We start from the raw sequence: 24,821 nt of genomic DNA, 5'->3' as shown, positions 1-24,821 counted from the left end.
CCCGTGCGAGAATTGCTGGCATGAGTGCTGGTGTCGGGGCGGGGCGATATGCGCCGAGCCCGTCGGGCGACCTGCACGTCGGGAACCTGCGCACCGCGCTGCTCGCCTGGTGTTTTGCACGAACAAGCGGACGTCAGTTTTTGATGCGCATCGAAGACCTTGATCGCGCGCGCGACGCCGGATCGGCCGACCGACAGCTCGCCGATCTCGAGCAGCTCGGCCTCGACTGGGACGGCGATCCGGTGCTGCAATCGCGGCTCGGCGGCGACCATGCCTCCGCGCTCGCGCAGCTTGAAGCCGCCGGGCTCGTCTACGAGTGCACGTGCTCGCGCGCCGACATTCTCGCCGCGCCTAGTGCCCCGCACGCGCCGCCGGGCGCGTACCCGGGGACGTGCCGTGACCGGAGTGACACCGAGCGCGAACTCGCACGCGAGCGCATCGCCCCGCGACGACCCGCGCTGCGACTGCGCGTGCCCGACGGGGTCAGCGCCCCGAGCTTCGATGACCTTCTGATGGGCCGTGTCGGGGGAGCTATCGACGATTTCGTGCTTCGCCGCGGAGACGGTGTGGTTGCCTACAATCTCGCGGTGGTCGTCGATGACGCTTCAATGGGCATCGACCAGATTGTGCGCGGCGACGACCTCGCATCATCGACGCCGCGGCAGATCGTATTGCAGCGGTTACTGAAGCTGCCGTCGCCGCCGGAGGTCGAGTACGCACACGTGCCGCTTGTACTCGGTCAGAGCGGCGCTCGGCTGGCGAAACGCGACGGCGCGGTGACGCTCAATGACCTGCGTGCCGAGGGGGTAACAGCGGATCGCGTGCGCTCGGTGCTTGCTCAATCGCTGAATCTCGCGGGCGCAGGTGAGGTCGTCACAGCACACCAGATGCTTCAGCGATTTGATCCCGCGCAACTGCCCAGGTCAGCCTGGACCTGGGCAAGCGCGGAAAACCTCGCTACTTCTTGAGTGCGCGGATGATCCGCGCGAGTGCGCGACCGGCGACCCAGAGGAACGGGGTGCCGACGGCGAGCAGCGCAATGATGTTCGGCTCGAAGCGAGTCGTGCCTTCGCGGGTGACATAGGCACCGATCGGCACGGCGAAGCCACCGCCACCGCCACCCGAGCCTTCGCCCTGGGTGATGCCCTCGCCCGCCCCGGCACCCTCGCCAGCGCCAAAGCCGTACGCCGTGTAGGCGACCGGAATCAGGGTCGTGCCATCGACGTCAACGGGGTCGCCGTACGCGGAGTGCACGCCAACTTCTACCAGAGTGTCTGCGATCTGCTTCGTCAGGTGAGTCATGGCCCCACCCTACTCGCTCGACCTACGCTTCGGCACTCCCGTGACGGGAACTTCGCAGGGATACGGCGGTCGGACGTTTGGCCTCGATGTTGTCTCCGGAAGAGACCTTCTTGATGCGTCGAATCACCCACGGCACGAAGTGCTCTCGCGCCCACACCACGTCGTCACGACGCGCTTCCCGCCAGTTACGCACTGGTACAGCGGGTACGTCGAGCGGTGCGAGATCGTGTGGGATACCGAGCGCGGTGAGCGCGGCGCGCGCGATCGTGTGGTGGCCGAGCGCATTCAGGTGCAACCTGTCGCCCGCCCAGTAGCGGCTGTCGTGCAGCTCGTCGAGCGCCCACTGGTCGACGACGATGCAGTCGTGGCGAAGGGCAACCTTTCGCACATTCTCGTTGTAGATCGCGACCTTGCCGCGAATCGAGCGGAACACCGGCTGGAACGCCGTGTCCACTCCCGTAAACAGCATGATCGTCGCACCGCCGACGCTTAGCCGCTCAACAATGCGCTCGAGCTTCGCTGCGACCTCGTCCGGGTCGGTGCCGGGGCGAATCACGTCATTGCCGCCCGCGCACACGCTAATCAGGTCGGGGCGCAAGTCGAGTGCCGCGTCCACCTGCTCGTCGGCGATCTGCTGAATGAGCTTGCCGCGCACGGCAAGATTGCCGTAGGCAAACTCGTCGTCAAACGCGCCGAGTACCTCTGCAAATCGATCAGCCCAGCCGCGCAGCCCTCCCGGGCTGTCAGCATCGGGGTCGCCGACACCCTCGGTGAAGGAATCTCCGAGCGCGACGAACCGCGACCACGGGAGTTCGACTCCGGTCTGTTCGACGCTGCCGTCCTGTGCCATGACTCACCTCGGGTGTGTGTGGGGGGGGGTTGATGATGCAGCCACACGCGGGCGTCCATACAGACGCAGCGCACGGCATACAGCGATAGTCTAGAACGTCGTGACAGATTCGGACCCGGGCCTCCACCTTCCTGGGACGAGTGCAGCTGAGCACCTGCCTCCCGCGTATCCGGAACGCGCGGCGCACGGCACCGCTGGAACGCTGCGCGCGTGGCAGGAAGAGGCCATCAAACGCTACCTTGACGCCGCTCCGCGCGATTTTCTTGCCTCTGCAACGCCGGGGGCAGGCAAGACCACTTTCGCCCTCAGACTCGCGGCGATCCTGCGCTCCAATCACACGGTGCGCCAGATTATCGTCGTCGCCCCGACCGAGCATCTCAAGACGCAGTGGGCCGATGCAGCCGCGCGCGCGGGCATTCGCCTGAACCCGAACTACTCGAACAGCGACGGACTCGCGTACGGGCGGCATTTTCACGGCGTGGTGGTGACCTACGCGCAGGTCGCCATGAAGCCGGTGCAGCACCGGCTGCTCACCGAGCACGACGACACCCTCGTGATTATGGACGAGGTGCATCACGGCGGCGACGCGCTCAGCTGGGGAGACGCGATCCGCGAGGCCTACGGCACCGCGCGTCGGCGATTGTCACTCACGGGAACCCCGTTCCGCTCCGACGAAGCGCCCATCCCGTTCGTGCAGTACGCGCCGCAGGGTGACGGTTCGCGGCTCTCGCTCACGGACTACGACTACGGATACGGGCGCGCGCTCGCTGACGGCATCGTTCGCCCCGTGATCTTCATGGTTTACGCGGGCAAGATGCGGTGGCAGACTTCTGCTGGCGAAGAGATGGAAGCCGCGCTCGGCGAGGGCAACACCAAAGACGTCACGTCGCAGGCCTGGCGTACGGCACTCGACCCGGCGGGCGACTGGATCGGTAAGGTGCTGCGGGCCGCCGATCGGCGCCTCACGGAGGTGCGGCAGCATGTGCACGATGCTGGCGGACTGGTCATCGCGACCGATCATGCCTCTGCGAAGTCGTACGCTTCCCAGCTCGCTGACATTACTGGCGAGCAGGTCGCCCTGATTCTCTCCGACGATGCTGGCGCCTCCGCGAAGATCGACGAGTTCTCGAGCGGCGACTCGCGCTGGATGGTCGCTGTCCGGATGGTGTCGGAGGGTGTCGATGTTCCGCGGCTCTCCGTGGGGGTCTACGCAACGAGCTCATCAACGCCGCTGTTCTTTGCACAGGCGATTGGCCGATTCGTGCGTTCGCGTCGCCGCGGAGAGGTCGCTTCGGTGTTCATTCCGAACGTTCCGGCGCTCATGCAACTCGCCTCGGAGCTTGAGAAGGAACGCAACCACGTACTCGAAGGGCCGAAGAGCGCCGAGGAAATGTGGGACGCCGAGGCAGCAATGATGGCGGAGGCCGAACGCGGTGATCAGGCGTCGTCTGAGCTGGTCGACGGTGAAACGTTCGTGTATCAAGCGCTCGCGTCAGACGCGCACTTCGACCGTGCGGTCTTCGACGGCGCCGAGTTCGGCGGCTACGCAGAGGTCGAGAGTGAGGAAGAGCTCGACTTTTTGGGTTTCCCCGGACTGCTGGAGCCGCAAGACGTGAAGGCTTTGCTGCAGCAGCGGCAGGCCAAACAGGCGCGCCGCAGCGCCGGGCGGCAGGGCATTCTCGAGCACGCGCCGGAGAAGGCAGAGTCGCCCGAGGCACTGCACCGCACCCTGGGGGAGCAACGCAAGCTGCTGAGCTCGCTCGTTGGCATGTACTCGAAGGTGTCTGGCGAGCCCCACAAGGATGTGCACACCGAGCTGCGGCGGGTGTGTGGTGGCCCCGCGGTGGCGCAGGCATCGGTGACGCAGTTGCAAAAGCGCATCGAACTGCTCAGGCGGCGGCTGCGCCCGTAAGCTGTCACGCATGGCCAAGAAGCACGCCACTGGGGCGTCGAGCGCGTCGACGCCCGCGACGGTGGCGCTCGCTCGGGCGGGCATTTCCTTCGCAGCGCGCGCCTACGTTCACGATCCAGCGGTGACCGACTACGGGGGAGAGGCGGCAGCCGCCCTCGGTGTGTCTCCCGACCTGGTGTTCAAAACCCTGCTCGCTGAGGTCGACGGCCAATTTGTCGTCGCGGTCGTGCCGGTTGCGGGAATGCTCGATTTAAAAGCGCTCGCTGCGTCGCTCGGGGGCAAGCGCGCAGCGATGGCGGATCCGACAACCGCCGAGCGAAAAACAGGCTACGTGCTCGGGGGAATCAGCCCGATCGGTCAGCGCACACGGTTGACCACGGTGCTCGACGAGTCAGCTCGCGAACTCGACACGGTGCTCGTCTCTGGCGGTCGCCGCGGGCTCGATCTCGAACTTGCGCCCGCCGACCTGCAGCGCGCGACGGCGGCCCGGTGGGCTCCCATTGCGCGCCGTTCGTAGCGACCGGTGTACGACGCGCGCGAGATCACGACCCGATTCGATTCGCCCCGAGAAACCGTGCTAAGTTATCTTCTGTTCGGCCGATGAAGGTTCCGAATCGTTCGCGCGGGTGGCGGAATGGCAGACGCGCTAGCTTGAGGTGCTAGTGCCCGTATTAGGGCGTGGGGGTTCAAGTCCCCCTCCGCGCACGTGAACGAAAGAGGCTCTCCTGATGGAGAGCCTCTTTTGGTTGTGCGGGGGTTCAGTCTCGTGTCTCAATACGTTTCAGTGCTTCGGCAACGCGAGCGCGGTCGGCCGCCGTGAGCCCCTCCAGGGGGAGCGGCAGGCACCGCGCGGGAGCCAACCCGAGGTGTTCGGCGACCGCCGCGACGACGCGCAGACTGCCCCCCAGTTCTGCGTTCAGGCGCCAGAGCGGTGCCAAACGATCGGATTCGGCGCGGGCCGTCACGCGGTCGCCCGCGAGTGATGCTCGCGTGATGCGCAGTGCCGGTTCTGGCAGCGTGCCGCCGATCACGGAGTACCACGCGTCACAACCGGCGAGCAGCCCGGTCGTGGCGACGGCGTCGCCAGATATACCGATGGTGACGTGCTCGGGAATGACGGCACGAATTTGTTCGACGCGGGCGCGAAACTCGTTCTCCTCAAGCGGAATACCGGGAATCTTGAAGGACGCAATCCCCGGTAGCGCGGCAATGCGCGCATACAGTTCGAGGGTGAAGGTCACGTGAGTTGTGGCCGGGTTGTCGTAGACGATCACCGGGAGCTCTGACGCTTCTGATGCGGCGCGAAACAGCCCGTAGACGTCGTCGTCCGTGAGCGGCTGATAGGCCAGGGGAGCGAGCAGCAGTGCAGCCGCCCCTGCTGACTCTGCGTGCGCGATGTTCGCGAGTACATCCCGCGTACGGAGCGCCCCAACACCGACGATTACGGGAGTGTCGCCCGCGTGCTGCACCGCGACTTCAGCGACCCGCGCGCGTTCCGCAACACTCAGATAGGCATACGACCCCGTCGATCCGAGCGCAGCGATTGAATCGACACCGGCGTCCGCAAGCCGCTCAATGAGAGCAGCGAAGGCGCGTTCATCGACTTCCTCGCCGCCATCGGCCGTGTGGGTAAACGGCGTGAGCGGAAACGCGCTGAGACCCGAAAATTGCATCGTCTTACTCCCGTTGTTTCCGTTGATACGACGCCAGCTCACCAAACTTCACCGCGATTACACCTGCGACGATCAGCGCCGCACCCAGCCACTGCATGCCCGTCGGTATCACCGAGAGCAGCAAGATAGTCCAAAAAATGCCAAACAACGGTTCTGAATATCCGGTGAAGCTCGCGACGGTCGCGCCCAGCCGCCGCGCAGCAGCGACTCCGAGCACATACGCCATCACGGTTGATATCAGCACCATGCCGGCGACTGCGAGTACCGGCGAGAGCTGCGCCCCGGCGATCGTCACCGGGCCCGGTGTGGCAACAAACGGGAGCGCGCCGGTGCCGCAGGCAACGATGAGCATGACTGCTGCGACCGCAAGGCCCAAGCCAACGAACGGCAGTGGGGCAATGCCGTGCGTGGTCGTCGCACTTGTCGCGTAGTAGGCAGCGTTGCCGACGGCAGCGACCAGAGCGAACGCAATGCCGAGTGGGTGCAACCCACCTACAACGTCGCCCCCGCCCGAGAACGACACCGCGACGAGTCCGAGCACGGCGATTGCCGCCCCGACGAGTGTGATTGCCCCGGGTGACACGCGCGACCGCGCCCACAGCCACATCATGAGCAAAACGGGACCCATGAACTCGATGAGCAGCGCGAGACTCGGGGGAATGTACTCGACCGCGAGAAAGAACGCGAGCTGGCAGCCCGCCACGGCGAGCACGCCAAAGAGCAGGATCGATTTCCACGCCCGCCAGACACGCGTCCACTGACCGCGCAACAGCACGAGGGTCGGTCCGGCCAGCACGATCGCGGCGAACGTGATGCGAGCGGCCGCGGCCGCGCCTGGTGACCACCCCGCACTGATGAGCGCGCTCGCGAAGATACCGGAGAGTGCGAAACTCGCCGCAGACCCAATCGCCAGCACAAACCCCGCCACCGGCACCGACCGTGTCGACACGCGCATGCACCCCCTCGTCGCCGCCCGCTTCGCGCGTCGGTCTCAAGCCGAGCCTATCGCGGGGAGAGCGCGAGCTACGCTTAAGTCATGAGCCTCGAGAATTCTGAGCACGCGCTGTCAGAAACGGCCCGCGTAGCCCGCGACTTGATTCGTATTGACACCTCAAACCGCGGTGGTGGCGACGCCGAGCCCGAGCGGCCAGCCGCTGACTACGTTGCCGCGTACCTGCGCGACCTTGGCCTCGAGCCTGAGATCTTCGAGTCAGATCCGGGCCGCGCGAGCGTCGTCGCCCGTGTCTCCGGAGCAGACCCGACGCTGCCCGCACTCGTGCTGCACGGGCACCTCGATGTCGTTCCAGCCGACCCGGCGAACTGGACAGTGGACCCCTTCGCCGGTGTCGTCAAAGACGGGATGCTGTGGGGGCGCGGCGCTGTCGATATGAAAGACATGGACGCGATGATCCTGACGGCAATTGCCGAGCTGCTGCGTGCGGGCGAGCGTCCGCGGCGCGACGTGATCTTGGCGTTCTTCGCCGATGAAGAGAACGGCGGCGTGTACGGTGCTCAGTACCTGGTGCGGAATCATCCGGAGCTTTTCGCTGGCGCGCAGACGGCAATTAGCGAGGTCGGCGGGTATTCGATCGACATTGCTGGCACGCGGGCGTACCTCATTCAGACTGGCGAAAAGTCGCTCGAGTGGATCAAGCTCCGCGCACGCGGTACGGCTGCGCACGGTTCGCGGGTGTGGCACGACAACGCGGTGACGCGACTCGCCGAAGCGATTGCCGCGCTGGGCCGACACGAGTGGCCGGTCGCGCTCACCGACACAACCCGTGAGCTCGTGGATGCGATTGCGGCGATTCTGGGTGAAGACCCGCGGGAAGTGGCCCCCGAAGAATTGGTGCTGCGGCTGGGCAAGGGCGGCGGATTCATTCAGGCCAGCCTGCGCAGCACGAGCAATCCGACCGTGCTCAACGCCGGCTACAAGCACAACGTCATTCCTGACACCGCTGAGGCGCTCGTCGATGTGCGCGCGTTGCCTGTTGATCAGGACACCATTCTCGACCAGATTCGCGCGATCATCGGTGATGATATAGAGCTTGAGCAGGTGCACTCAGACATCGGGCTCGAGGTGCCGTTCGCGGGTGAGCTGGTTGAGGCGATGACCGCGAGCTTGCAGCGCGCGGACCCCGAAGCGCGGGTCCTTCCGTATTTGCTTTCCGGTGGCACCGACAATAAGTCGCTCGCGCGTCTCGGCATCACGGGATATGGGTTCGCGCCGCTGCGGCTGCCCGCCGATCTCGACTTCCCCGGTATGTTCCACGGCGTCGATGAGCGAGTACCCCTTGACGCGCTCGACTTCGGGCACGGCGTGCTCGTCGATCTGCTGCGGACATACTGAGCACATTGATCGGCAACCGGGCTGATCGCAGCTGACGGCGTGCCGCAGGCTTCATGAGAATTCGGGGCGGCGTGAGCTAGTCTGGTCCGCGGCCCGAATGCGCTTCGACAGTTCGTTCACGTCGCAGCGCCTGGAAAGGAATCATGGGAATTTTCGAGGCGATCCTCCTCGGTATCATTCAGGGGCTCACCGAGTTTTTGCCCATCTCGTCGAGTGCGCACCTGCGCATCGCGAGCGAGCTGCTCGGCATCGGTGACGCGGGCGCCGCGTTCACCGCGATCACGCAGATCGGCACCGAAGCGGCGGTCATCGTCTTCTTCTGGCGTGACATCGTGCGGATCATCGGGCGCTGGTTCCAGTCGCTCGGCGGAACGCGCGTACCGCGTAATGATCCCGACGCCCTGATGGGTTGGTGGATCATCATTGGCACGCTGCCCATCGTGATTTTGGGACTTCTGTTTCAGGATCAGATCGAGACCACGCTGCGCTCGCTCTGGTTTGTCGCGGTCAGCCTCATCGTCTTCGGCCTGCTGCTCGGCGTCGCTGACCGGGTCGGACGCAAAGCGCGTCCAATTGAAACATTGACGTGGAAGCACGGCCTCATCTTCGGTCTCGCGCAAGCGCTCGCGCTCATCCCCGGTGTCTCACGTTCGGGCGGCACGATCACGGCTGGTCTGTTTATGGGGTACACCCGCGAAGCCGCCGCTCGTTATTCGTTCCTCCTCGCAATTCCGGCCGTGCTGGGCTCGGGCTTCTATCAGGTCGTGAAAGCCGTACGCGCGCCCGAGGGGGAGACCCCGATGGGACTCACCCTGATTGCAACGGTCGTCGCGTTTGTGATCGCGCTCTTCGTGATCGGACTGTTTATGAAGTACATCTCGAAGCGCAGTTTCATGCCTTTCGTCGTGTACCGCGTGCTGCTCGGTGGCGTGATCATTGCGCTGCTCGCAACAGGCGTGCTTTCCGCTGATGGCGGCTCGTCAGTTGCCGCTTCCGGCACGGTGGCGCCCGCTGTCGCCCACGCGCTCACGGTCGGAGCACTCTGATGAGAACCTGGACTGCCCCTGAACTGCCTACGCTGCCCGGCACCGGCGTTGCCCCCAAACTGTTTAACACCGCGACTGAGCGCCTTGAACACCCGGCTATGCCTGAGGGACGCGCGCTGCTCTACGTCTGCGGGATCACGCCGTACGACGCGACGCACCTGGGCCACGCCTTCACCTACCTCGCCTTCGACATCATGCAGCGTGCCTGGCGCGATGCCGGTATCGAAACGGTCTACGCGCAGAACATCACGGACGTTGACGATCCGCTGCTCGAGCGTGCAAATGACACCGGCGTCGACTGGCGAGCGCTCGCGGACGAGCAGATCGGGTTGTTCCGTTCCGACATGCACCGCATGGGCATGTTGCCGCCGGAGCACTACGTTGCGGTTACAGAGCAGATCGATGAGATCGCTGCAGCCGTGCGCGAGCTACTCGATCGCGGTTTCGCCTATTTCGTGCCGACCGACGACGCTGACGACAACGACATCTACTTTGACACCGCTGCTGCAGAGCGCGAATCACAGTGGCGACTCGGTGACGTCGCACCCTACGATCACGACCTGATGCTCAGGCTGAGTGCCGAGCGAGGTGGCGACCCTGAGCGGCCTGGTAAGCGCGGCCCGCTCGACCCCCTACTGTGGCGCGCGGCACGCGCCAGTGAACCGAGCTGGGAGAGCCCCGTTGGTGCAGGCCGGCCCGGCTGGCACATCGAGTGCTCGGTCATTGCGCGGGGTGCCCTCGGTGGCGCGTTCACCGTGCAGGGCGGCGGCTCGGATCTCGTCTTCCCGCACCACGAGTTCACGGCAGCGCACGCGACCGCGCTATCCGGGACACCCCTCGCACACGCCTATTGCCACGCGGGCCTCGTGTCGTATCACGGACACAAGATGTCGAAGTCTCGCGGAAACCTCGTGTTCGTCTCGAAACTGCTCGACAGCGGGGCAGATCCCTCAGCGATCCGTCTCGGTCTCCTGGCCCACCACTATCGCTCTGAGTGGGAGTGGCGCGACAGCGACCTTGACATGGCCAACCGCCGGCTTGAGGCGTGGCGCGCGGGGCTGCAACGAACCAGCGAAGATCCGATGCCCGCGGCAGCGGTCGTGCGGCAGCTGCGGTCAGCGATCGCGAACGACCTCGATACCCCGGTAATGCTCGCAAACCTCGACGCCGCGCTCGACAACGGCGTGGATTCCCCGGCCCTCGTGGCCGACGCAGTGCTGGCCCTGCTCGGGGTGCAGCTCTAGCGCGCGGACAGCTAGGCAGTGGGGTCTTCGCGGGCCTGATCTGGGGCGGGCGGATCTTCGTCCTCGCCGGTATTCGCGTTCGGCGACGGGTCGGGTGAGGCCGCGCGATCCGGCGACCCGGCGGGGAAGTCCAAATCTCGGGCGAAACGAGGCCCGCCCTTCAAGAACTTCTCGAACTCGAGGGCGATCGCGTCGCCCGTCGTCTCAGCGGCGAGTTCTTCGTCGCGTGATTCTTCGAGTTTGCGAATGTAGCGCGACATGTCTTCGTCAGCCTCGGCGATGCGATTGATGTTCGCCTCCCACTCGTTGGCCTGCACAAGCAGTTCGCCACGGGGGATCACGATGTCGAGCAACTCTTCGAGCTTGTCGAGCAGCGCGAGCGAAGCTTTCGGCGACGGCGTGCTGTGCACGTAGTGGGGCACCTGTGCCCAGAGTGACAGCGTCTCAATCCCGGCCTCTGCGAGGGCAAGATCGATGACCGATGAGATACCAGCTGGGCCCTCATAGTTGCTGCGCACGGCGCCAGTCTCGGCCCGGCGCGCCTCGTTCTCTGATGTCACGGTCGTGACGATCGGTCGCGTGTGCGGCGCGTCCGAGAACATGGAGCCGAGAATGATCACGAAGTCGATGGCCCACACATCGACGAGCTCAACGATCTCGTCGGCAAAGTTCTGCCAGTCGCGCGCGGGTTCAACACCCGCGAGCAAGAAGAGGTCGGTGACCGGGCTCCCGTCAATGCGTCGCACCGTGTCACTGTCGGTCGCCGCGGCGGGCGCCGGAGTCCCTTCCGGTCTTCCCGCCGCTTCGTCGCCTGACGTCCCGGATTCGGGTGACGTGGGTTCTGCTATGCGCGCGAATCCGGCCGATTCTGAAGCACGTCCCGGTCGCTGTACGGGCCCAAACAGCCGGGTATCTGGCCACTCCAGCACGCGCTTGCCCGACTCATCGAACATGATCTTTGGGCGATGCACTTGGAAGTCGACATAACCTTCAGCGCCGATCACATGGAGGACTTCTGCATCGAGCATGCCGCCCAGATGCTGGAGCACCTCGGTGGTCGCATCCCCGGCGTCGCTCCAACCCTGGAACGCAACGATCATGACGCGTGAACTCGAGGCGGAGGGAGTGGGCATACGATCAGGGTATCGGCTGCCGATCACTAGACTGGTTCGGATGAATGTATTCCTCTCTGAGCGGACACCCGACGCCAGGCCAGCCGCCGTGCTGTGGGACATGGACGGCACGCTCATCGACTCAGAGCCGCTGTGGCTCGATGCCGAACTGTCGATGCTTGGCCGCTACGGCATCGAGCTGACGAGCGAGATCAGCGACAGTCTCGTCGGCTCGGGCTTGCGAGCTGCGGCTAGCCGATTCCAAGAACTCGGAGTACCCCTCGGGATCGACGAGATCATCTCCGAGTGGACGACCAAGGTAATTGCTGGTCTCGCTGAGTCAGCGCCGCTGTGGCGACCGGGCGCGGTTGAGCTGCTGCAATCTCTGCGTGCGGCTGGCATTCCCAGCGCACTCGTCACAATGGCAGTGCGCGAGATTGCCGACGCTGTTGTGGCGCTGCTTCCCGGCGAACTGTTCGTCGCTGTGCTCGGCGGCGACGAGGTTGAGCACGAGAAGCCTCACGCTGACCCGTACCTTCGCGGCGCGAACCTCATCGGGGTTGAGATCACCGAGTGCGTTGCGCTCGAAGACTCGATAACCGGTGTGCACTCTGCGCACGCGGCCGGCGCGATCGCGATCGGCATTCCGAACCTGCTTGACCTGTCGAACGCCCCCGCCCACGAGATTTGGCCGACGCTCGAAGGCGTCGATGCTGACCGTCTGACGGCGCGGTATCTGGCACTGCGCGGTGCGGTCTCAGCACATGAAGATTCTGTTACACCTTCACCCTCAGCGAATACCGAAACGGGAGTCCAACAGTGAGCGAGCACGAAACGACACACGCCACTCCGGCGGTTCGGGGCCCATTTGGCTACGGAGACCGCGTGCAGCTGACGGGGCCGAAGGGGCGGCTCAACACGATCACGCTGGTGGTAGACGGTGAGTTTCACAGCCACCGTGGGCTGATTCCCCACTCTGAGATAGTTGGCCTGCCCGATGCCTCGGTCGTGACGAACAGCAGTGGTGAGGAATACCTCGCGCTTCGCCCGCTGCTCTCCGATTTCGTGATGTCGATGCCGCGCGGCGCGGCAATTGTGTATCCGAAAGACGCGGCGCAAATCCTCTCACTCGCTGACATCTTCCCCGGCGCTCGAGTTGTGGAAGCCGGCGTCGGTTCGGGCGCATTGTCGCTCCATCTGCTGCGCGGTGTCGGCCCGGAAGGCGCGCTTTTCTCGTTTGAGAGGCGCGACGAGTTCGCGGAAATCGCGACGGCAAACGTTGCTGCTTTCGCGGGGAGTGTGCCCGAAAACTGGCGCGTAACCGTCGGAGACCTCCAAGAAACGCTGCCAGCTGTCTGCGAGCCGGGCAGCATCGACCGTGTCGTGCTCGACATGCTTGCTCCTTGGGAGTGTGTCGACGTTGCGGCCGAGGCACTGGCGCCGGGCGGGGTGCTGATTTGCTACGTCGCAACTGTGACGCAGCTCTCGCGCACAGTCGAACAGATTCGGCGAAGCGGTGATTTCGCGCACGCGCAGGCATCTGAGACGCTCGTGCGCGGCTGGCACGTCGAGGGCTTGGCGGTGCGGCCCGATCATCGAATGGTCGCGCACACCGGTTTTCTTGTGACCGCGCGCAGATTGGCACCGGGCACTGTGCTTCCTGAACTGAAGCGACGCGCCTCAAAGAGCGACTTCAGCGATACGGATCTGGGGAACTGGCTTCCCGATCTTGGACCCGAGGGGGAGGCGCCGACGAGCGCCGAGGTGTGGACGCCCGAGGCTGTGGGAGAGCGCCCGAAGAGTGACAAGGTGCTTCGCAAGAAGGTGCGAGAGACGCAGCAGTTCGCTCGTGAGCGCGGCGGTGAGAGCGCTACCCCCGGAGACTCCGTAGCAGAATAGATCGCACTATCCGGTCGCGTCGCGTGTGTTCCCTCAGTCGCGATTCGATAGGATAGGCGGGTTCACGTCGGCTTCCTCGAGAGGTGCTCATGCTCCGTCGCATTATCCCCGCAACCGCAGCTGCTGTGCTGCTCCTCGGCGGGGTAGCAGGCTGCAGTGCGCAACAGGCGCAGGCCGCCGACTGCTTTCCTTCGCTGCAGCCGGGAGCACTCAGCGACGGCACGACCGTGCTCGGCAGCTTCGGTGAAGCACCACAGATCTCAGCTCCGAAGAGCGTCAAAATTCTCACTTCTCAGCGCTCAGTCGTCGAGACGGGTGACTCTGACGGTTATGTTGCCGGCGAGCAATCGCTCGTGGGCGTCAATATGGCATTCTTCGATGCGGCAAGCGGCGACTCACTCTACGCGAGCGCTGGTTTCGCAGATTCAACGCAGCCATCTCAGCCGCTGCTCGTGTCGAAGGCGACGGCAAATCCGCTCAGCGAAGCCGTGCGATGCAGTGTGCCCGGTGACCGCGTCGTGCTGGCGCTATCGCCGCAAGACAGTGCTCAAATCGCGACCCAGCTCGGTGCCGCTCCGGATGCCAACGTGATCGGCGTGATCGACGTAGTTTCGACGGGACCGACCGCGACCGAGGGGAAGGCGCGTGGCCTGCCCAACGGATTCCCCGCAGTCGTCACAAACGACAAGGGTCGACCCGGCGTTGTTTTGCCGCCGACCGAAGCTCCTACGGGCACCACAACGGCCGTGCGTATTGCCGGCGACGGTGACAAGGTCGCGAAGTCGGACACCGTCATCGCGCAGGTGCTCTCCGTTGGCTGGGACGGCACGGTTCAAGAGAACACCTGGGACACCGGGTTGACGTTGCTCCCGAACGAGACCGACGCGACGGCGGCTGGAGTGAGCTACCGCGCCGAGCTGACGGGCGCGCGTGTGGGTTCGCAGCTCGTCGTTGTCGAACACGTGACTGGCGCAGGCGCGCGCGTCGTCGTGATCGACGTGCTCGGGGTCAGCTGAGGCAGCCGGTGGCGGGTAGCTCAACGGCGTCGACCCGTTCCGAGAAGCCGCAACGCTCGACAGTACCGAGTGAGCAGCGGCTGTTTAGCCTCGTACTGGCGCTCGTAGTCAGCCCATTCGGGGCGACCAAGCGCGAGCTGCTCTCGTCCGTGTACGGGTACGCAGACCGCTACCAGCATGGTGAGACGAGCGTTGCTCTCGAGAAGCAGTTCGAGCGCGATAAAGATCAGCTGCGATCGCTCGGTATTCAGATCGAGGCTTTTGATGACCCGCAAGAGGCGGGCAACAATCACCTCACCCGCTACCGGATTTCGAAGGACCGGCTGCAGTTTCCGGCGGATCTGCGATTTTCCGAACGGGAGCTCATGCTGCTGCGTCTCGCCGCGCTCGCGTGGAGCGAGGGGAGCCTGAGCGCCGAGTCCCGGCGCGCTGCGATGAAGCTTGAAGCATTGGGAGCTGGACTCGACGTGCAACACTTGGGCATCGCGCCGCGGCTGGGAACCGCGGAAGCGGCCGCGGCACCGTTGCAGCAGGCTATCGACGCCGGTCGCGCGGTTCGTTTTGCGTATCGCCTGCCCGATCGGGACGAACCGCTGGCGCGTCACGTTGCGCCGCTTCGCTTGCATCGCGCCGAGGGGCGGTGGCATCTTGTCTCATGGGATCTCGACCGCGATGCCGCCCGCACATTTCTCTTGGCGCGAATCGAAGGCCGTGTGCAACAGCTCAACGAGCCGTTCGACCCTGAGCTCCGCACGAGGGCAGACTCCGCTGTGGCCGACCTTGAGCGACTCCGTCACGAGCGCAGGGCCGTGCTGCGCGTGCGCAAGGGGAGCATTGCGGAGGCCCGGCTGTCATCCCGCGCTGGGATCGATGCATCGCGCGCCTCGGTCAGATGCGCCGCGAGCGACCACGTTGAGATCGAGGTGGGCGTGCTCGACCCGCACGTATTTGCGTCCGAACTGATCGGGTACGGCGCTGACGTTTCGGTGTGCGAGCCTGAGTCGTTGCGCGAGTTGGTGGTCGCCGGTCTGCGTCGGATAGCGGCAGTGCACGCCGGCGCAGAGGAGCCGCATGCGTAAACAGGTGCTCGCGCCGGAGCGCGTGACATTCTTGCTCACCATGGTCGCGTATCTGCGCGATGTCGGATCAGCGTCGGTTGCGGAGATCGCTGAGCGCTTCGCAGTGCCGCCTGAGCTCGTTCGCACGCTCGTCCGGTTTCTCGGCACGGCTGGTGTGCCGGGTGAGACCCTCAGCTACCAAGATGAAGACCTGTTCGACATCGACTGGGACGCGCTTGACCAGCACGACGTGGTGAGCCTCACTCGCACCGTCGGTGTCGACGAGACACCGCGCTTCGCGCCGCTCGAGACCGCCGCCCTCATAGCTGGTCTGCAGGCGCTCACCGGCATGCTCAGTCCGGAAGACGCGGAGCTCGCACGGGCAACTGCTGCGAAGTTGGGCGCCGCGCTCGGCGCCGCACCGACCGCTCCCGTATCGGTCACTGACGTACAAGACGACGCTCGATTGCCCGAGCTGGTCTCCGCGATCGAGGCAGAGCGCACAGTGACCTTCGTCTACCGCGATGCTTCCGGCACCGACTCGCAACGCACGGTGCGACCGCACTCGCTCACGCAGGGGGCAGGCACCTGGTACCTGCGCGGGTACTGCGAGGATCGTCGAGCCGACCGCACGTTCCGAGTCGACCAAATGAGCGAGGTGCGCGTGCGTGACTTGAGCGGCGCAGATGAATCGCTGCACGAGAGTTACCCACCGGCGAACACGAGCACGTTCGACGAACCGTATCGCAACGCGAGCGAGGGCATCGACATCGCAGATACGGCCGCCATTGTTGCGTTGGTCACCGAGGCCGCGCTTCCACAGCTCGCTGGATTCGCCCCGGAGGTGCTCGATGAGGCACAAGATGGTCGGGTGCGCGTGCGCGTCGATGCGTGGCACGCCGGGACCGCGGTGCAACTGGTACAGGTCGTACCGGGCGACGTAGAAATTGAGTCGCCGGAGGCGGCGCGCGCTGCCGTTCGACAGTGGTCGGAGCGGGCGCTTTCGGCATACGGCGCGTAGTCGCATCGAGCTGTTCGTCACCATCGCTGAGATACACTAAACCAATGGCTACCGAGGCGCGCAAGCGGCGCAATCCCGATGGGCGAATGAGCCTCGGTGAGCACCTCGTCGAGTTTCGCAAACGCCTGATGATCTCGGCCGCGGCCATCGTCGTAGCCCTCGTCGCCGGCTGGTTTCTGTCGCCCTGGGTCTGGGACATGCTGCGGCAGCCGGTCACAGATCTTGTGGACTCCGGCCGCGACGCGCAAATCTCCTACGCTGACATCTCCAGCGGCTTCGACACGAAGGTGCAGATCGCGCTGTTCATCGCGATCTTGATCGCGTCGCCCGTCTGGCTCTATCAGGTGTGGGCGTTTCTCGCGCCCGGTCTGACGCGGCGCGAAAAACTCACGGGCGTCGGTTTTCTTGGTGCGGCCGTGCCCCTGTTTCTTGGCGGCGCCTACGCAGGTTGGTTGGTACTCCCCAACATTGTCCGCCTCATGGCGAGTTTTCAGCCGGAAGAAGACACGTTCAATCTCAACGCGCGAAACTACCTCGACTTCGCCGTCAAACTGCTGCTCGCCGTTGGTGTCGGATTTGTGATGCCGGTGCTGCTCGTGATGCTGAACTTTATCGGCGTGCTTCGCGGCGCGGCGATTATTCGCAGCTGGCGCATCGCGATCCTCGTCATCATTCTGTTCGCGGCGATCGCGACCCCCGCGGCCGATCTGATGAGCATGTTCTTGCTCGCGGCTCCCATCGTGTTGCTGTTCTTCATCGCAGCAGGTATCGCCCTCTTACACGACCGCAGGGTCGACAAACGCCGCGCCGCTGAGCTCGCGGACTATGATCTCGAAGACGCGACCGAGGCGCCGGCGAAGCCGGAAGAGCCCGGGCGCGCGAAAGGACGTTCATGAGTTCGCGCGAGACGGTTCAGCCCTCGGTAGAAACCGCCCTTGATGCGTTTGCAGCGAAGCTCGAGTACCCACTCGACACATTTCAGCGCACGGCGTGCGAGCGGCTCGAAGAGGGCCGCAGTGTGCTTGTTGCCGCGCCCACGGGCTCAGGGAAGACCACTGTCGCGGAGTTCGCGGTCTACCTCGCGCGCCGCGAGCGAGACGCCCGCATCTTCTACACGGCGCCCATCAAGGCCCTGTCGAATCAGAAGTTTCGCGAACTCTGCAACGAGTACGGCGAAGACGAGGTCGGCCTACTGACGGGTGACGTCGTGCTTCGCGGTGACGCCCCCATCATTGTGATGACCACCGAAGTGCTCCGGAACATGATCTACGCCGGCTCGGACGCGCTCGATGACCTCGAATGTGTGGTGCTCGACGAAGTGCACTATCTCGGCGACCGATTCCGCGGCGCTGTCTGGGAAGAGATTATTCTGCACCTGCCGCGGCAGGTGCGGTTGGTGTCCCTTTCCGCGACGGTGTCGAACGCGGAGGAATTTGGCGATTGGATGCACGCCGTGCGCGGCGAGACCGACGTGATCTTGTCGGAGCACCGACCGGTGCCGCTCTACCAGCACGTGCTCACGTCGCGGGCGCTGCTTCCGCTGTACGTAGATCGCGCAGGCGAGCTTGCGACCGGTGGCCGGCTGAATCCCGAGTTGCTCGAACTCGACCGGCGGGGCGGTTCGCGGGATCGCGGCCGTGGCGAGCGATCTCGCGGCCGCCCACCCGTGCGCCGTTCTCGCCGCATCTCGCGCTCTGATATTGCTCGCGCGCTCGACGAGACGGACCTCGTACCAGCGATCGTGTTCATCTTCAGCAGAAACGGCTGCGACCAGGCTGTGCGGCAGTGTCTGACCGAGGGCATCACGCTCACGACGCGCGAGGAGCGCGACGAGATTCGTCGCATTGCCCGTACCGAGGTCGAGGGAATGAGCGATGAGGAGCGGCGCGTGCTGGGCGTGCGCGAGTGGCTCGCGGGTCTCGAACGCGGTGTCGCGGCACACCACGCAGGGCTGCTGCCCGCCTTCAAATCTGTCGTCGAACGGCTGTTTCAGCGTCGGCTCGTGAAGCTCGTATTTGCAACGGAAACGCTGGCGCTCGGCATCAACATGCCGGCACGCGCCGTCGTCATCGAGCGACTCGACAAGTACAACGGCGAGCAGCGCGTGCCGCTGACCTCGGGGGAGTTCACGCAGCTGACCGGCCGCGCTGGCCGACGCGGTATCGACGACGAGGGGCACGCCGTCGTCGTCTGGAGTGACGACGTAGACCTTGAAGCCCTCGCGCACCTCGCTGGCGCGCGGTCCTTCCCCGTGCGGTCGAGCTTCAGGCCGACGGCAAACATGACGGTCAATCTGCTGCAGCGGATGGATCGCGCCCGCGTGCGCGACATGTTGGAGCTGTCTTTCGCACAGTTCCAGGCCGACCGTGCCGTCGTCGATCAGGCGCGCGAGTTGCGTGCCGAACAGGAATCTCTCGCGGGATACGATGCGGCGGCGGCGCGCGCGCAGGGTTCAGACCGCAAGCGGTGGGAGGATCGCGCACGCAAGCTCCGTCGCCGCATTGAACGCGGCCGGCGCCAGATCGCGTCACGCACTGGCACGATCGCGCGCACCTTCGATCGCGTGGTCGAGCAGTTGCTCGAGCTCGGCTACCTCGAAGCCGACCGCTCTGGCGAACCCAACGTTACCCCGTGGGGAAATCTGCTGCGCCGCATCTACGGCGACCGCGACTTGCTCGTCGCCGAGTGCATTCGTGAAGACACCTGGCGCGGTCTCGACGCTGCCGGGCTTGCGGCGATGTGCTGCGTCCTGAGCTACGAGCCGCGACGCGATGATGAGGGTGAGGGCAGATTGCCTGCCGGGGCGGCCTTCGCTGAGGCGCACGATCGGGTGCTCGACACCTGGGTGCGACTCGATGATCTTGCCGAACGATCGCGCTTGCCGCGCAGCGAGATGCCGCACGCCGGTCTTGCGAGCACTATGCACTCGTGGTCGCGCGGGCGGCCGATCGAACAGGTGCTTGAGTCGGCGGGCATCGGCGCGGGCGACTTCGTGCGGTGGGCAAAACAGACCATCGACCTGCTCGATCAGGTCGCGCAGGCGTGCGAGGCTGCTGTGCTCGACGGAGTCGATGAGGATCGACTCGGCGACCTCGCCCGGCTCGCGCGCGAAGCAAAACGCAGCGTGAAGCGCGGCATCGTCGAAGCGTCGAGTAGTTCGTGAGCGCCGCTGTTCGTGGGTCGTGGCTGTTGCGCTCCGACCCCGCTCGTGGCCGCGTGCTCCGCTGGTACGTCTCTGCAGCTGCCGCGATTGCCGGGGGGCTACTACTCGACGCGGCGACGCCCGATCTCGCGTGGTGGCCGCTCATGTTCCCGGCGGTTGCTCTTGTGTGCGCCAGTGTCTGGCAGCAGCGAGCTGGGTGGGGCTTCGTCGCTGGGCTGCTCGCTGGCGCCGCGTTCTGGATGCCGCACATCGGCTGGCTCACGCTGTACCTGGGGCTCATTCCATGGGCGGCGCTCTGTGCGGTGATGATGCTGTGGTACGGCCTGTTCGGACTCGCCGCGGCGGTCGCGACTCGGGGGATTCGCTCGCTCCCTTCCCTGGCGTCACGACCCGGTGTTGTCGTTTTCTGGCAGGCAGCGACTGTTGCCGGCCTGTGGCTTGTGCGCGAGCAGTTGCAGGGCTCAGTACCCTACGGTGGTTTCCCGTGGGGCAGGCTTGCGACCACGCAGGCCAACGGCCCGATCCTGCAGTCCGTTTCATGGCTCGGATTCGCCGGGCTATCGGCCGCACTCGCGTTCGCGTGCGCTCTGCCGATCGCGGCCGCGTTCGCGGGACGCGGTGGGCGTTCGTCAGTGCGCCCCGTGCTCGCGACTGTGTCACTGTCGCTGGCGCTGCTCGTGGTGCTCGCTGCGCTGCCTGCCGTGCCGCTCGCGAGTACAGGCACGTTGCGAGTCGCGGCGGTTCAGGGTAATTCCCAATCTGGGATCTTCGACGATCGCGAGGCCGGCGGGGTCATCAGCGATCACTTTGCTGCCACCGAGGACCTGCTCGATCAGCTCGAGGCAGATGGTCAGCGCGTTGATGTCATCGTGTGGCCGGAGAACAGTGCCGAATTCGCCGCCCCCGACAATCCGTTGCGCAGTCAGCGCCTGGCAAAGCTAGCCGAGCGCGCCGGCGCGCCGATCGTTGTCGGATCAGTGCTGGCGAACCCCGACGGCAGTTACAGCAACAGTTCGCTCGTGTGGGACGGCGATGGCCCTACCGGTGAACGCTACGACAAGCGGTACCCCGTGCCGTTCGCGGAATATATGCCGAATCGGCCATTTTTTCACGCGATCGTGCCGGATCTGGTTGACCTTGTGCAACTCGATTACGCGCCGGGAACGCGCCCGTCGGCGCTTGAGGTAGTTACCCCGGCGGGCACTGTGCAGGCCGGCATCGCTATCTGCTTCGACATTATCTTTGACGCCCACGCCGCGGACATGTTGTCCGACGGCGCGCAGATTATTTTTGCGCAGACGAACAACGCCGACTTCGGCCGCACCGACGAGAATGCTCAGCAGCTCGCAATTGCCCGCACACGCGCCGTCGAGACGGGCCGCGCCGTCGTGAATGACTCAACGGTGGGTACGAGTGCGATCGTCGCGCCCGACGGTCGTGACCTTGCGACGCTGACCCCGTACACGCGTGATTCGATGGTGGCTGAGGTGCCGCTTGTGAGCGGGGATACGCTGGCCCTCCGCTTCGGAGCGGCAATTGCGCTGGTCTGGACCGCTCTCGGTCTCTTTGGTCTTGTGGCGGGCACGGCCGGCCTCGTTCGGCGTCGACGCGCGGAGTCATACGCCACGCGCGGCTCGCGGCGCTCGGCCCCGGATGGCGTGTAACACCCCTTCTCCTGTGTACGCTATGTCCAGGGGTAATCAGCCGGGGGACCAGGAGTAGCTGAGTGGACACATCCAATGACGGAGCCGCGAACGCAGTGCAGCGTACGCAGCCCAAACTCTGGGTACGCATCGTTGCCCTGATCGCGGTGATGCTGACGCTCTGGCATATCTTTGCGTCGTTCTTGTGGATCGCTCCGGCTGCGCCGCTGCGTGAGGTGGTGCCGGGCAATATGCTCTCGAGCTACATGCTGCCGATGTTCGGGCAGTCGTGGAGTGTGTTCGCGCCCGAACCGATTAACGGCGATTACCACTTCAATGTGCGCGCCGTCATTGAGCAGGACGGCAAGCCGGTGGAAACCGGCTGGGTCAGTGCGACGGATGTCGAACTGTCGATGATTCGGTACAACCTTGCTCCGCCTCGCGCGGGAATTCAGTCGTCTGAAGTCGCCTCGAAGTTTAAGGGCGCTTACGACGCGCTCAACCAGAAGCAAAAGGACGCCGTCGCTGGTGGATTCTTGAGCGACGACAGCCAGGCGGGTCTGCGCAAGGCACTTCTCGCTGGTGGCACTGCCGCGTCGGGCGACGTCGCAGCTTCGGGCGCCGACGCTGCGGAAATCGAAACGTACCTCGCTCAGGAGCACCGCTCGACGGCGTTCGCGACACAGGTAGCGCGGGCGATCTGGGGCGAGAACGTGCGAGAGGTGCAGTTTCGTGTGAGCCGTCAGAACATCATTCCGTTCGCCGAGCGCCACAATGCGGACGCGCAGCGACCGGCGCCGATGATCGCGGAGCCGGGTAGGCGTCTCCCGTTTGCCGAGGCTGGGCAAAACGACGAGAACTTCGCACGCACGTTCAAGGCGCAGTACGAGAGGATCAGCGAATGAGCGACGAGCGCGCGCGGGCCGGCCGCACCGGCCGGTTCATTGCTGATGTCATCGGATCGGCCTGGGCCGCGCTCATGTCGAGTCTCGGCACTGTTATCGACCGCGGCGAGCAGTGGCTATTTGACGGCAAGAAGGCACTGTACGGCCTCGCCGTGACGCGCATCGTATTTGGCGCGGCGATGCTCGGGCTATTGCTCGCGAATTTCGGTACACGCTTGTACACGTTCGGCTCCGGTTCTGCATGGAACGGCGAGATGGAGCAGCCAACGAGCGAGTTCCCGCGAATCTGGATCTTCAGCCTATTCTCACGCATCGCGGCAAACGATGCCGCGTTCACCTTCGCCTACATCTGCTTGATGGTGCTCGCAGTGCTGTTTATCATCGGTTGGCGTTTCAGGATCGTGTTGCCGATGTTTTTCGTCGGCTGGGTCGGCTTCATCGAGATGAACGACATGGTGGGTGATCAGAGCGACAATATGCAACGCATCGCACTGATCTTGCTGTTCTTCGCGGATCCGGCAGCCCGCTGGTCGCTCGACGCCCGGCGCCGTGCACGCCGGGGTGAGTGGTTCAGAGCGAACTCTGGCGCGCGCCAGCTCGGTACCGTCTTGCACAACCTCGCCATTGTGGCGCTCGTCGCGCAGGTCTGCTTCGTCTATGTGTCCGGGGGATTGTACAAGGCGCAGGGCGCACCGTGGGCTGGCGGCTGGGCGGTGTACGACCCGCTGCACACGATGCGGTTCGGTACCTGGCCGATTCTCTCCGACGTCATGACGGCGTGGGGGCCCGGCGTCACCATTGCGACGTGGGGATCGATTCTGTTGCAGATCGCCTTCCCGCTCATGCTGCTCACGCGCCCGACACGTCTGATCGGGCTCGTCGGCATCTTGAGCTTCCACCTGGCTATCGGTGTCGTGATGGGCCTGCCGTGGTTTTCACTCACGATGATCGCCATCGATGCGATCTTCATTCGGGATCGGTCGTGGCAACGACTCAGCGAGGGGCTTCGTCGGCGCTGGCGAGACTCGCGCAGCGTCGAGGAATCACCGTCACTGGCCTGAGCCGCGGCGGGAGCGCAAGAGTTTCAGTCGCTCTTCGAGTAGCTCTTCGAGTTCTTCACGACTGCGACGTTCGATGAGCATGTCCCAGGGCGTACGCTGCGATGCGCCCTTCTCTTCAAACTCGGCGCGTGCCGCGCGCCCGGCGTCATCATCGAGAAATCCGATCTCGCCGGTCTTCTGATCCACCCATTCTGCTGGCGGCTCAGCGTCAGCATCGAACATGATGGTGAATCGCACACCACGATCGGTCAGGTACTCGACTGATCGACGAGGGGAGAGCTCTACGCCCTCCTCGCCCTGCAAGCTGGTCGCGCCGATGCGCGTTCCGCGGAGTGTTCGATCGGCCATGTGGGAACCCCCTCGTGTCTGACGCCCACGTTTCCGAGGCGCCGTGCCTCTTCCCGAGAGTACCGGTCTGAGTATCCCGGGCGATAGCCCCGGGGCCGCGCTGAGCTGGGCGTTGCCTGGCCGTCCACTACCCTGGAGATACGGTAATCACCACTACTGAGGAGTACATGTGACCCAGATTCTCGAACCCGGCAGCCTCGCCGGCCAGCGTGCGCTCGTGACGGGGTCATCCCGTGGCGTGGGCGCCGACACGGTGCGCTACTTCGCTCAGGCGGGTGCCGACGTCGTAGTGAACTTCCGGAATAAGGCGCCGCGTGCCGAAAAGCTCGCGGCAGAGTTCCGGGATCTCGGCGTGCGCGCCCTGGTGCAGGGTGCCGATTTGACTGACCCCGAATCAGTGCAAGAGATGATGGCGGCGGTGAAGCAGGAGTTTGGCGGGCTCGACATTCTCGTGCTCAATGCATCCGGGGGCATGGAGAGCAACATGGGGGAGGACTACGCACTTCGCTTGAATCGTGACGCGCAGCTCTCGGTGCTCGAAGCGGCGCTGCCGCTGCTTGGCGAAGGGTCGCGCGTGGTGTTCGTCACGAGTCACCAGGCGCACTTCATCCGAACCACTCCGACGATGCCTGAGTACGTGCCGGTAGCCCAGTCGAAGCGCGCGGGGGAGGACGCGCTGCGCGAACTCATTCCCGATCTCGAAGCGCGCGGCATCGGCTTCACTGTGGTCTCGGGCGACATGATCGAGGGCACCGTGACAGCGACGCTGCTGAACCGACTGAACCCGGGTGCTATCGAGGCCCGTCGCGAAGAGGCCGGCAAGCTCTACAACGTCGCGGAGTTCGCTGCAGAGGTCGCGCGCGCGGCCGTCGATCCCGTACCGGCCGACCACACGCGGCTCGTCGGAAATACTTCGAGCTTCAACGGCGAAGGCTAGTACGAAGGAACGATTTACGATCGCGTGAGCTATAACGCGGTGTTCAATATGTGAACGGCCTTCGACGCCGTTTCTGACTATTGAACACCGCGTTCGCGTGTGCGGGCCCGCTTCCGAAGCCGTGTTTGTTTCGGGGGTGTTTCGGGTTGCGAACGTCTGCGGCAGAAGTCAAGATGTTCCGTCAAAAATTCGGCATCCTTGCGCGCGTCTCCGCACGGTTGCCACAAACTACGAAGTCAGCTGCGTTTCACCGAAGAAACGAAGTGCTACATTCGGAACTC

General features: G+C 64.8%; 23 protein-coding genes and 1 tRNA gene. 18 read left to right on the top strand and 6 right to left on the bottom strand.

Annotated elements, in window-relative coordinates; translation table 11 throughout:
- The first annotated feature begins 20 nt into the window (after positions 1 to 20).
- A complete protein-coding gene (gluQRS, locus tag ACFWHR_RS11925) occupies positions 21 to 968 on the top strand; it encodes a tRNA glutamyl-Q(34) synthetase GluQRS (protein ID WP_382448516.1) in 948 nt (315 codons plus the stop codon).
- Here the strand turns inward: gluQRS and ACFWHR_RS11920 are convergent.
- Together ACFWHR_RS11920 and ACFWHR_RS11915 are read right to left on the bottom strand one after the other, a co-directional pair.
- Entirely contained in the window at positions 958 to 1,302 is a 345-nt protein-coding gene (locus tag ACFWHR_RS11920) for a spore germination protein GerW family protein (RefSeq protein ID WP_382448515.1), read from the bottom strand. The genes gluQRS and ACFWHR_RS11920 overlap by 11 nt on opposite strands.
- A gap of 22 nt (positions 1,303 to 1,324) precedes the next feature.
- Positions 1,325 to 2,152 (bottom strand): SGNH/GDSL hydrolase family protein, encoded by an 828-nt coding sequence (locus tag ACFWHR_RS11915; RefSeq protein WP_382448514.1) that lies wholly within the window; start codon positions 2,150 to 2,152, stop codon positions 1,325 to 1,327.
- A 100-nt stretch (positions 2,153 to 2,252) separates the two neighbouring features.
- Here ACFWHR_RS11915 and ACFWHR_RS11910 point away from each other — a divergent pair, with 100 nt between their 5' ends.
- The 3 genes from ACFWHR_RS11910 (at position 2,253) to ACFWHR_RS11900 (ending at position 4,769) form a co-directional block, all read left to right on the top strand.
- Positions 2,253 to 4,064: a DEAD/DEAH box helicase gene (locus ACFWHR_RS11910; RefSeq protein ID WP_382448513.1), complete on the top strand. Its 1,812-nt coding sequence runs from the start codon at positions 2,253 to 2,255 to the stop codon at positions 4,062 to 4,064.
- Positions 4,065 to 4,074: 10 nt separating this feature from the next.
- Complete coding sequence (gene ybaK / locus ACFWHR_RS11905; protein ID WP_382448512.1) at positions 4,075 to 4,581, top strand: Cys-tRNA(Pro) deacylase; 507 nt, start codon at positions 4,075 to 4,077, stop codon at positions 4,579 to 4,581.
- A 103-nt stretch (positions 4,582 to 4,684) separates the two neighbouring features.
- A tRNA-Leu gene (locus tag ACFWHR_RS11900) sits at positions 4,685 to 4,769 on the top strand.
- A gap of 53 nt (positions 4,770 to 4,822) precedes the next feature.
- Here the strand turns inward: ACFWHR_RS11900 and ACFWHR_RS11895 are convergent.
- Positions 4,823 to 5,737, bottom strand: a complete 915-nt coding sequence (locus ACFWHR_RS11895) for a dihydrodipicolinate synthase family protein (RefSeq protein WP_382448511.1) — start codon at positions 5,735 to 5,737, stop codon at positions 4,823 to 4,825.
- A gap of 4 nt (positions 5,738 to 5,741) precedes the next feature.
- Complete coding sequence (locus ACFWHR_RS11890; RefSeq protein ID WP_382448510.1) at positions 5,742 to 6,692, bottom strand: DMT family transporter; 951 nt, start codon at positions 6,690 to 6,692, stop codon at positions 5,742 to 5,744.
- An 81-nt stretch (positions 6,693 to 6,773) separates the two neighbouring features.
- On the opposite strand from ACFWHR_RS11890, the gene ACFWHR_RS11885 reads away from it, so the two are divergent.
- The 3 genes from ACFWHR_RS11885 to mshC all read left to right on the top strand — a co-directional run bounded on the left by ACFWHR_RS11885 (position 6,774) and on the right by mshC (position 10,377).
- Positions 6,774 to 8,087 (top strand): M20/M25/M40 family metallo-hydrolase, encoded by a 1,314-nt coding sequence (locus ACFWHR_RS11885; RefSeq protein WP_382448509.1) that lies wholly within the window; start codon positions 6,774 to 6,776, stop codon positions 8,085 to 8,087.
- Positions 8,088 to 8,230: 143 nt separating this feature from the next.
- Positions 8,231 to 9,133 carry an undecaprenyl-diphosphate phosphatase gene (locus ACFWHR_RS11880; RefSeq protein WP_382448508.1) on the top strand — a complete coding sequence of 301 codons (903 nt, stop codon included), beginning with the start codon at positions 8,231 to 8,233 and terminating at the stop codon, positions 9,131 to 9,133.
- On the top strand, positions 9,133 to 10,377 hold the full coding sequence (gene mshC / locus ACFWHR_RS11875) for a cysteine--1-D-myo-inosityl 2-amino-2-deoxy-alpha-D-glucopyranoside ligase (protein WP_382448507.1): 1,245 nt from the start codon (positions 9,133 to 9,135) through the stop codon (positions 10,375 to 10,377). Before ACFWHR_RS11880 ends, mshC begins: the two co-directional genes overlap by 1 nt.
- An 11-nt stretch (positions 10,378 to 10,388) precedes the next feature.
- Here mshC and ACFWHR_RS11870 read toward each other — a convergent pair whose 3' ends face one another.
- The gene (locus ACFWHR_RS11870; protein ID WP_382448506.1) at positions 10,389 to 11,510 is read right to left on the bottom strand and encodes a PAC2 family protein; all 1,122 of its coding nucleotides are present in this window, start codon (positions 11,508 to 11,510) and stop codon (positions 10,389 to 10,391) included.
- Positions 11,511 to 11,550: 40 nt separating this feature from the next.
- Between ACFWHR_RS11870 and ACFWHR_RS11865 the strand changes: the two genes are divergently transcribed.
- The 10 genes from ACFWHR_RS11865 to ACFWHR_RS11820 all read left to right on the top strand — a co-directional run bounded on the left by ACFWHR_RS11865 (position 11,551) and on the right by ACFWHR_RS11820 (position 23,255).
- On the top strand, positions 11,551 to 12,312 hold the full coding sequence (locus tag ACFWHR_RS11865) for an HAD family hydrolase (RefSeq protein WP_382448505.1): 762 nt from the start codon (positions 11,551 to 11,553) through the stop codon (positions 12,310 to 12,312).
- The gene (locus ACFWHR_RS11860; RefSeq protein ID WP_382448504.1) at positions 12,309 to 13,388 is read left to right on the top strand and encodes a tRNA (adenine-N1)-methyltransferase; all 1,080 of its coding nucleotides are present in this window, start codon (positions 12,309 to 12,311) and stop codon (positions 13,386 to 13,388) included. The genes ACFWHR_RS11865 and ACFWHR_RS11860 overlap by 4 nt, the downstream gene beginning before the upstream one ends.
- Before the next feature lie 89 nt (positions 13,389 to 13,477).
- The gene (locus ACFWHR_RS11855) at positions 13,478 to 14,404 is read left to right on the top strand and encodes a peptidylprolyl isomerase (protein ID WP_382448503.1); all 927 of its coding nucleotides are present in this window, start codon (positions 13,478 to 13,480) and stop codon (positions 14,402 to 14,404) included.
- 8 nt (positions 14,405 to 14,412) lie between these two features.
- Entirely contained in the window at positions 14,413 to 15,483 is a 1,071-nt protein-coding gene (locus ACFWHR_RS11850) for a helix-turn-helix transcriptional regulator (protein ID WP_382448502.1), read from the top strand.
- Positions 15,476 to 16,483 (top strand): helix-turn-helix transcriptional regulator, encoded by a 1,008-nt coding sequence (locus ACFWHR_RS11845; protein ID WP_382448501.1) that lies wholly within the window; start codon positions 15,476 to 15,478, stop codon positions 16,481 to 16,483. Before ACFWHR_RS11850 ends, ACFWHR_RS11845 begins: the two co-directional genes overlap by 8 nt.
- A 44-nt stretch (positions 16,484 to 16,527) precedes the next feature.
- Positions 16,528 to 17,379 (top strand): twin-arginine translocase subunit TatC, encoded by an 852-nt coding sequence (tatC, locus tag ACFWHR_RS11840; protein WP_382448500.1) that lies wholly within the window; start codon positions 16,528 to 16,530, stop codon positions 17,377 to 17,379.
- Entirely contained in the window at positions 17,376 to 19,646 is a 2,271-nt protein-coding gene (locus ACFWHR_RS11835; RefSeq protein WP_382448499.1) for a DEAD/DEAH box helicase, read from the top strand. The genes tatC and ACFWHR_RS11835 overlap by 4 nt, the downstream gene beginning before the upstream one ends.
- A complete protein-coding gene (gene lnt, locus ACFWHR_RS11830) occupies positions 19,643 to 21,310 on the top strand; it encodes an apolipoprotein N-acyltransferase (protein WP_382448498.1) in 1,668 nt (555 codons plus the stop codon). Before ACFWHR_RS11835 ends, lnt begins: the two co-directional genes overlap by 4 nt.
- A gap of 62 nt (positions 21,311 to 21,372) precedes the next feature.
- The gene (locus ACFWHR_RS11825; RefSeq protein WP_382448497.1) at positions 21,373 to 22,194 is read left to right on the top strand and encodes a DUF5819 family protein; all 822 of its coding nucleotides are present in this window, start codon (positions 21,373 to 21,375) and stop codon (positions 22,192 to 22,194) included.
- On the top strand, positions 22,191 to 23,255 hold the full coding sequence (locus tag ACFWHR_RS11820; protein WP_382448496.1) for an HTTM domain-containing protein: 1,065 nt from the start codon (positions 22,191 to 22,193) through the stop codon (positions 23,253 to 23,255). The genes ACFWHR_RS11825 and ACFWHR_RS11820 overlap by 4 nt, the downstream gene beginning before the upstream one ends.
- On the opposite strand, the gene ACFWHR_RS11815 is transcribed toward ACFWHR_RS11820, so the two are convergent.
- A complete protein-coding gene (locus ACFWHR_RS11815) occupies positions 23,244 to 23,603 on the bottom strand; it encodes an RNA polymerase-binding protein RbpA (RefSeq protein ID WP_382448495.1) in 360 nt (119 codons plus the stop codon). The two genes, ACFWHR_RS11820 and ACFWHR_RS11815, sit on opposite strands and share 12 nt — an antisense overlap.
- A 169-nt stretch (positions 23,604 to 23,772) precedes the next feature.
- On the opposite strand from ACFWHR_RS11815, the gene ACFWHR_RS11810 reads away from it, so the two are divergent.
- Complete coding sequence (locus ACFWHR_RS11810; RefSeq protein WP_382448494.1) at positions 23,773 to 24,540, top strand: SDR family oxidoreductase; 768 nt, start codon at positions 23,773 to 23,775, stop codon at positions 24,538 to 24,540.
- Positions 24,541 to 24,821: the final 281 nt, after the last annotated feature.

Origin of the sequence: Leucobacter sp. NPDC058333 (assembly GCF_042726155.1) — a bacterium.
GTDB lineage: Bacteria > Actinomycetota > Actinomycetes > Actinomycetales > Microbacteriaceae > Leucobacter.
This window is presented reverse-complemented; position numbering and strand designations above follow the sequence as displayed.

Excerpts from the sequence above, each read along its gene's own strand:
- gluQRS (WP_382448516.1), top strand. The coding sequence starts at position 21 with ATGAGTGCTGGTGTCGGGGCGGGGCGATATGCGCCGAGCCCGTCGGGC.
- ACFWHR_RS11920 (WP_382448515.1), bottom strand. The coding sequence starts at position 1,302 with ATGACTCACCTGACGAAGCAGATCGCAGACACTCTGGTAGAAGTTGGC.
- ACFWHR_RS11915 (WP_382448514.1), bottom strand. The coding sequence starts at position 2,152 with ATGGCACAGGACGGCAGCGTCGAACAGACCGGAGTCGAACTCCCGTGG.
- ybaK (WP_382448512.1), top strand. The coding sequence starts at position 4,075 with ATGGCCAAGAAGCACGCCACTGGGGCGTCGAGCGCGTCGACGCCCGCG.
- ACFWHR_RS11895 (WP_382448511.1), bottom strand. The coding sequence starts at position 5,737 with ATGCAATTTTCGGGTCTCAGCGCGTTTCCGCTCACGCCGTTTACCCAC.
- ACFWHR_RS11890 (WP_382448510.1), bottom strand. The coding sequence starts at position 6,692 with ATGCGCGTGTCGACACGGTCGGTGCCGGTGGCGGGGTTTGTGCTGGCG.
- ACFWHR_RS11885 (WP_382448509.1), top strand. The coding sequence starts at position 6,774 with ATGAGCCTCGAGAATTCTGAGCACGCGCTGTCAGAAACGGCCCGCGTA.
- ACFWHR_RS11880 (WP_382448508.1), top strand. The coding sequence starts at position 8,231 with ATGGGAATTTTCGAGGCGATCCTCCTCGGTATCATTCAGGGGCTCACC.
- mshC (WP_382448507.1), top strand. The coding sequence starts at position 9,133 with ATGAGAACCTGGACTGCCCCTGAACTGCCTACGCTGCCCGGCACCGGC.
- ACFWHR_RS11870 (WP_382448506.1), bottom strand. The coding sequence starts at position 11,510 with ATGCCCACTCCCTCCGCCTCGAGTTCACGCGTCATGATCGTTGCGTTC.
- ACFWHR_RS11865 (WP_382448505.1), top strand. The coding sequence starts at position 11,551 with ATGAATGTATTCCTCTCTGAGCGGACACCCGACGCCAGGCCAGCCGCC.
- ACFWHR_RS11855 (WP_382448503.1), top strand. The coding sequence starts at position 13,478 with ATGCTCCGTCGCATTATCCCCGCAACCGCAGCTGCTGTGCTGCTCCTC.
- ACFWHR_RS11845 (WP_382448501.1), top strand. The coding sequence starts at position 15,476 with ATGCGTAAACAGGTGCTCGCGCCGGAGCGCGTGACATTCTTGCTCACC.
- tatC (WP_382448500.1), top strand. The coding sequence starts at position 16,528 with ATGGCTACCGAGGCGCGCAAGCGGCGCAATCCCGATGGGCGAATGAGC.
- ACFWHR_RS11835 (WP_382448499.1), top strand. The coding sequence starts at position 17,376 with ATGAGTTCGCGCGAGACGGTTCAGCCCTCGGTAGAAACCGCCCTTGAT.
- ACFWHR_RS11820 (WP_382448496.1), top strand. The coding sequence starts at position 22,191 with ATGAGCGACGAGCGCGCGCGGGCCGGCCGCACCGGCCGGTTCATTGCT.
- ACFWHR_RS11815 (WP_382448495.1), bottom strand. The coding sequence starts at position 23,603 with ATGGCCGATCGAACACTCCGCGGAACGCGCATCGGCGCGACCAGCTTG.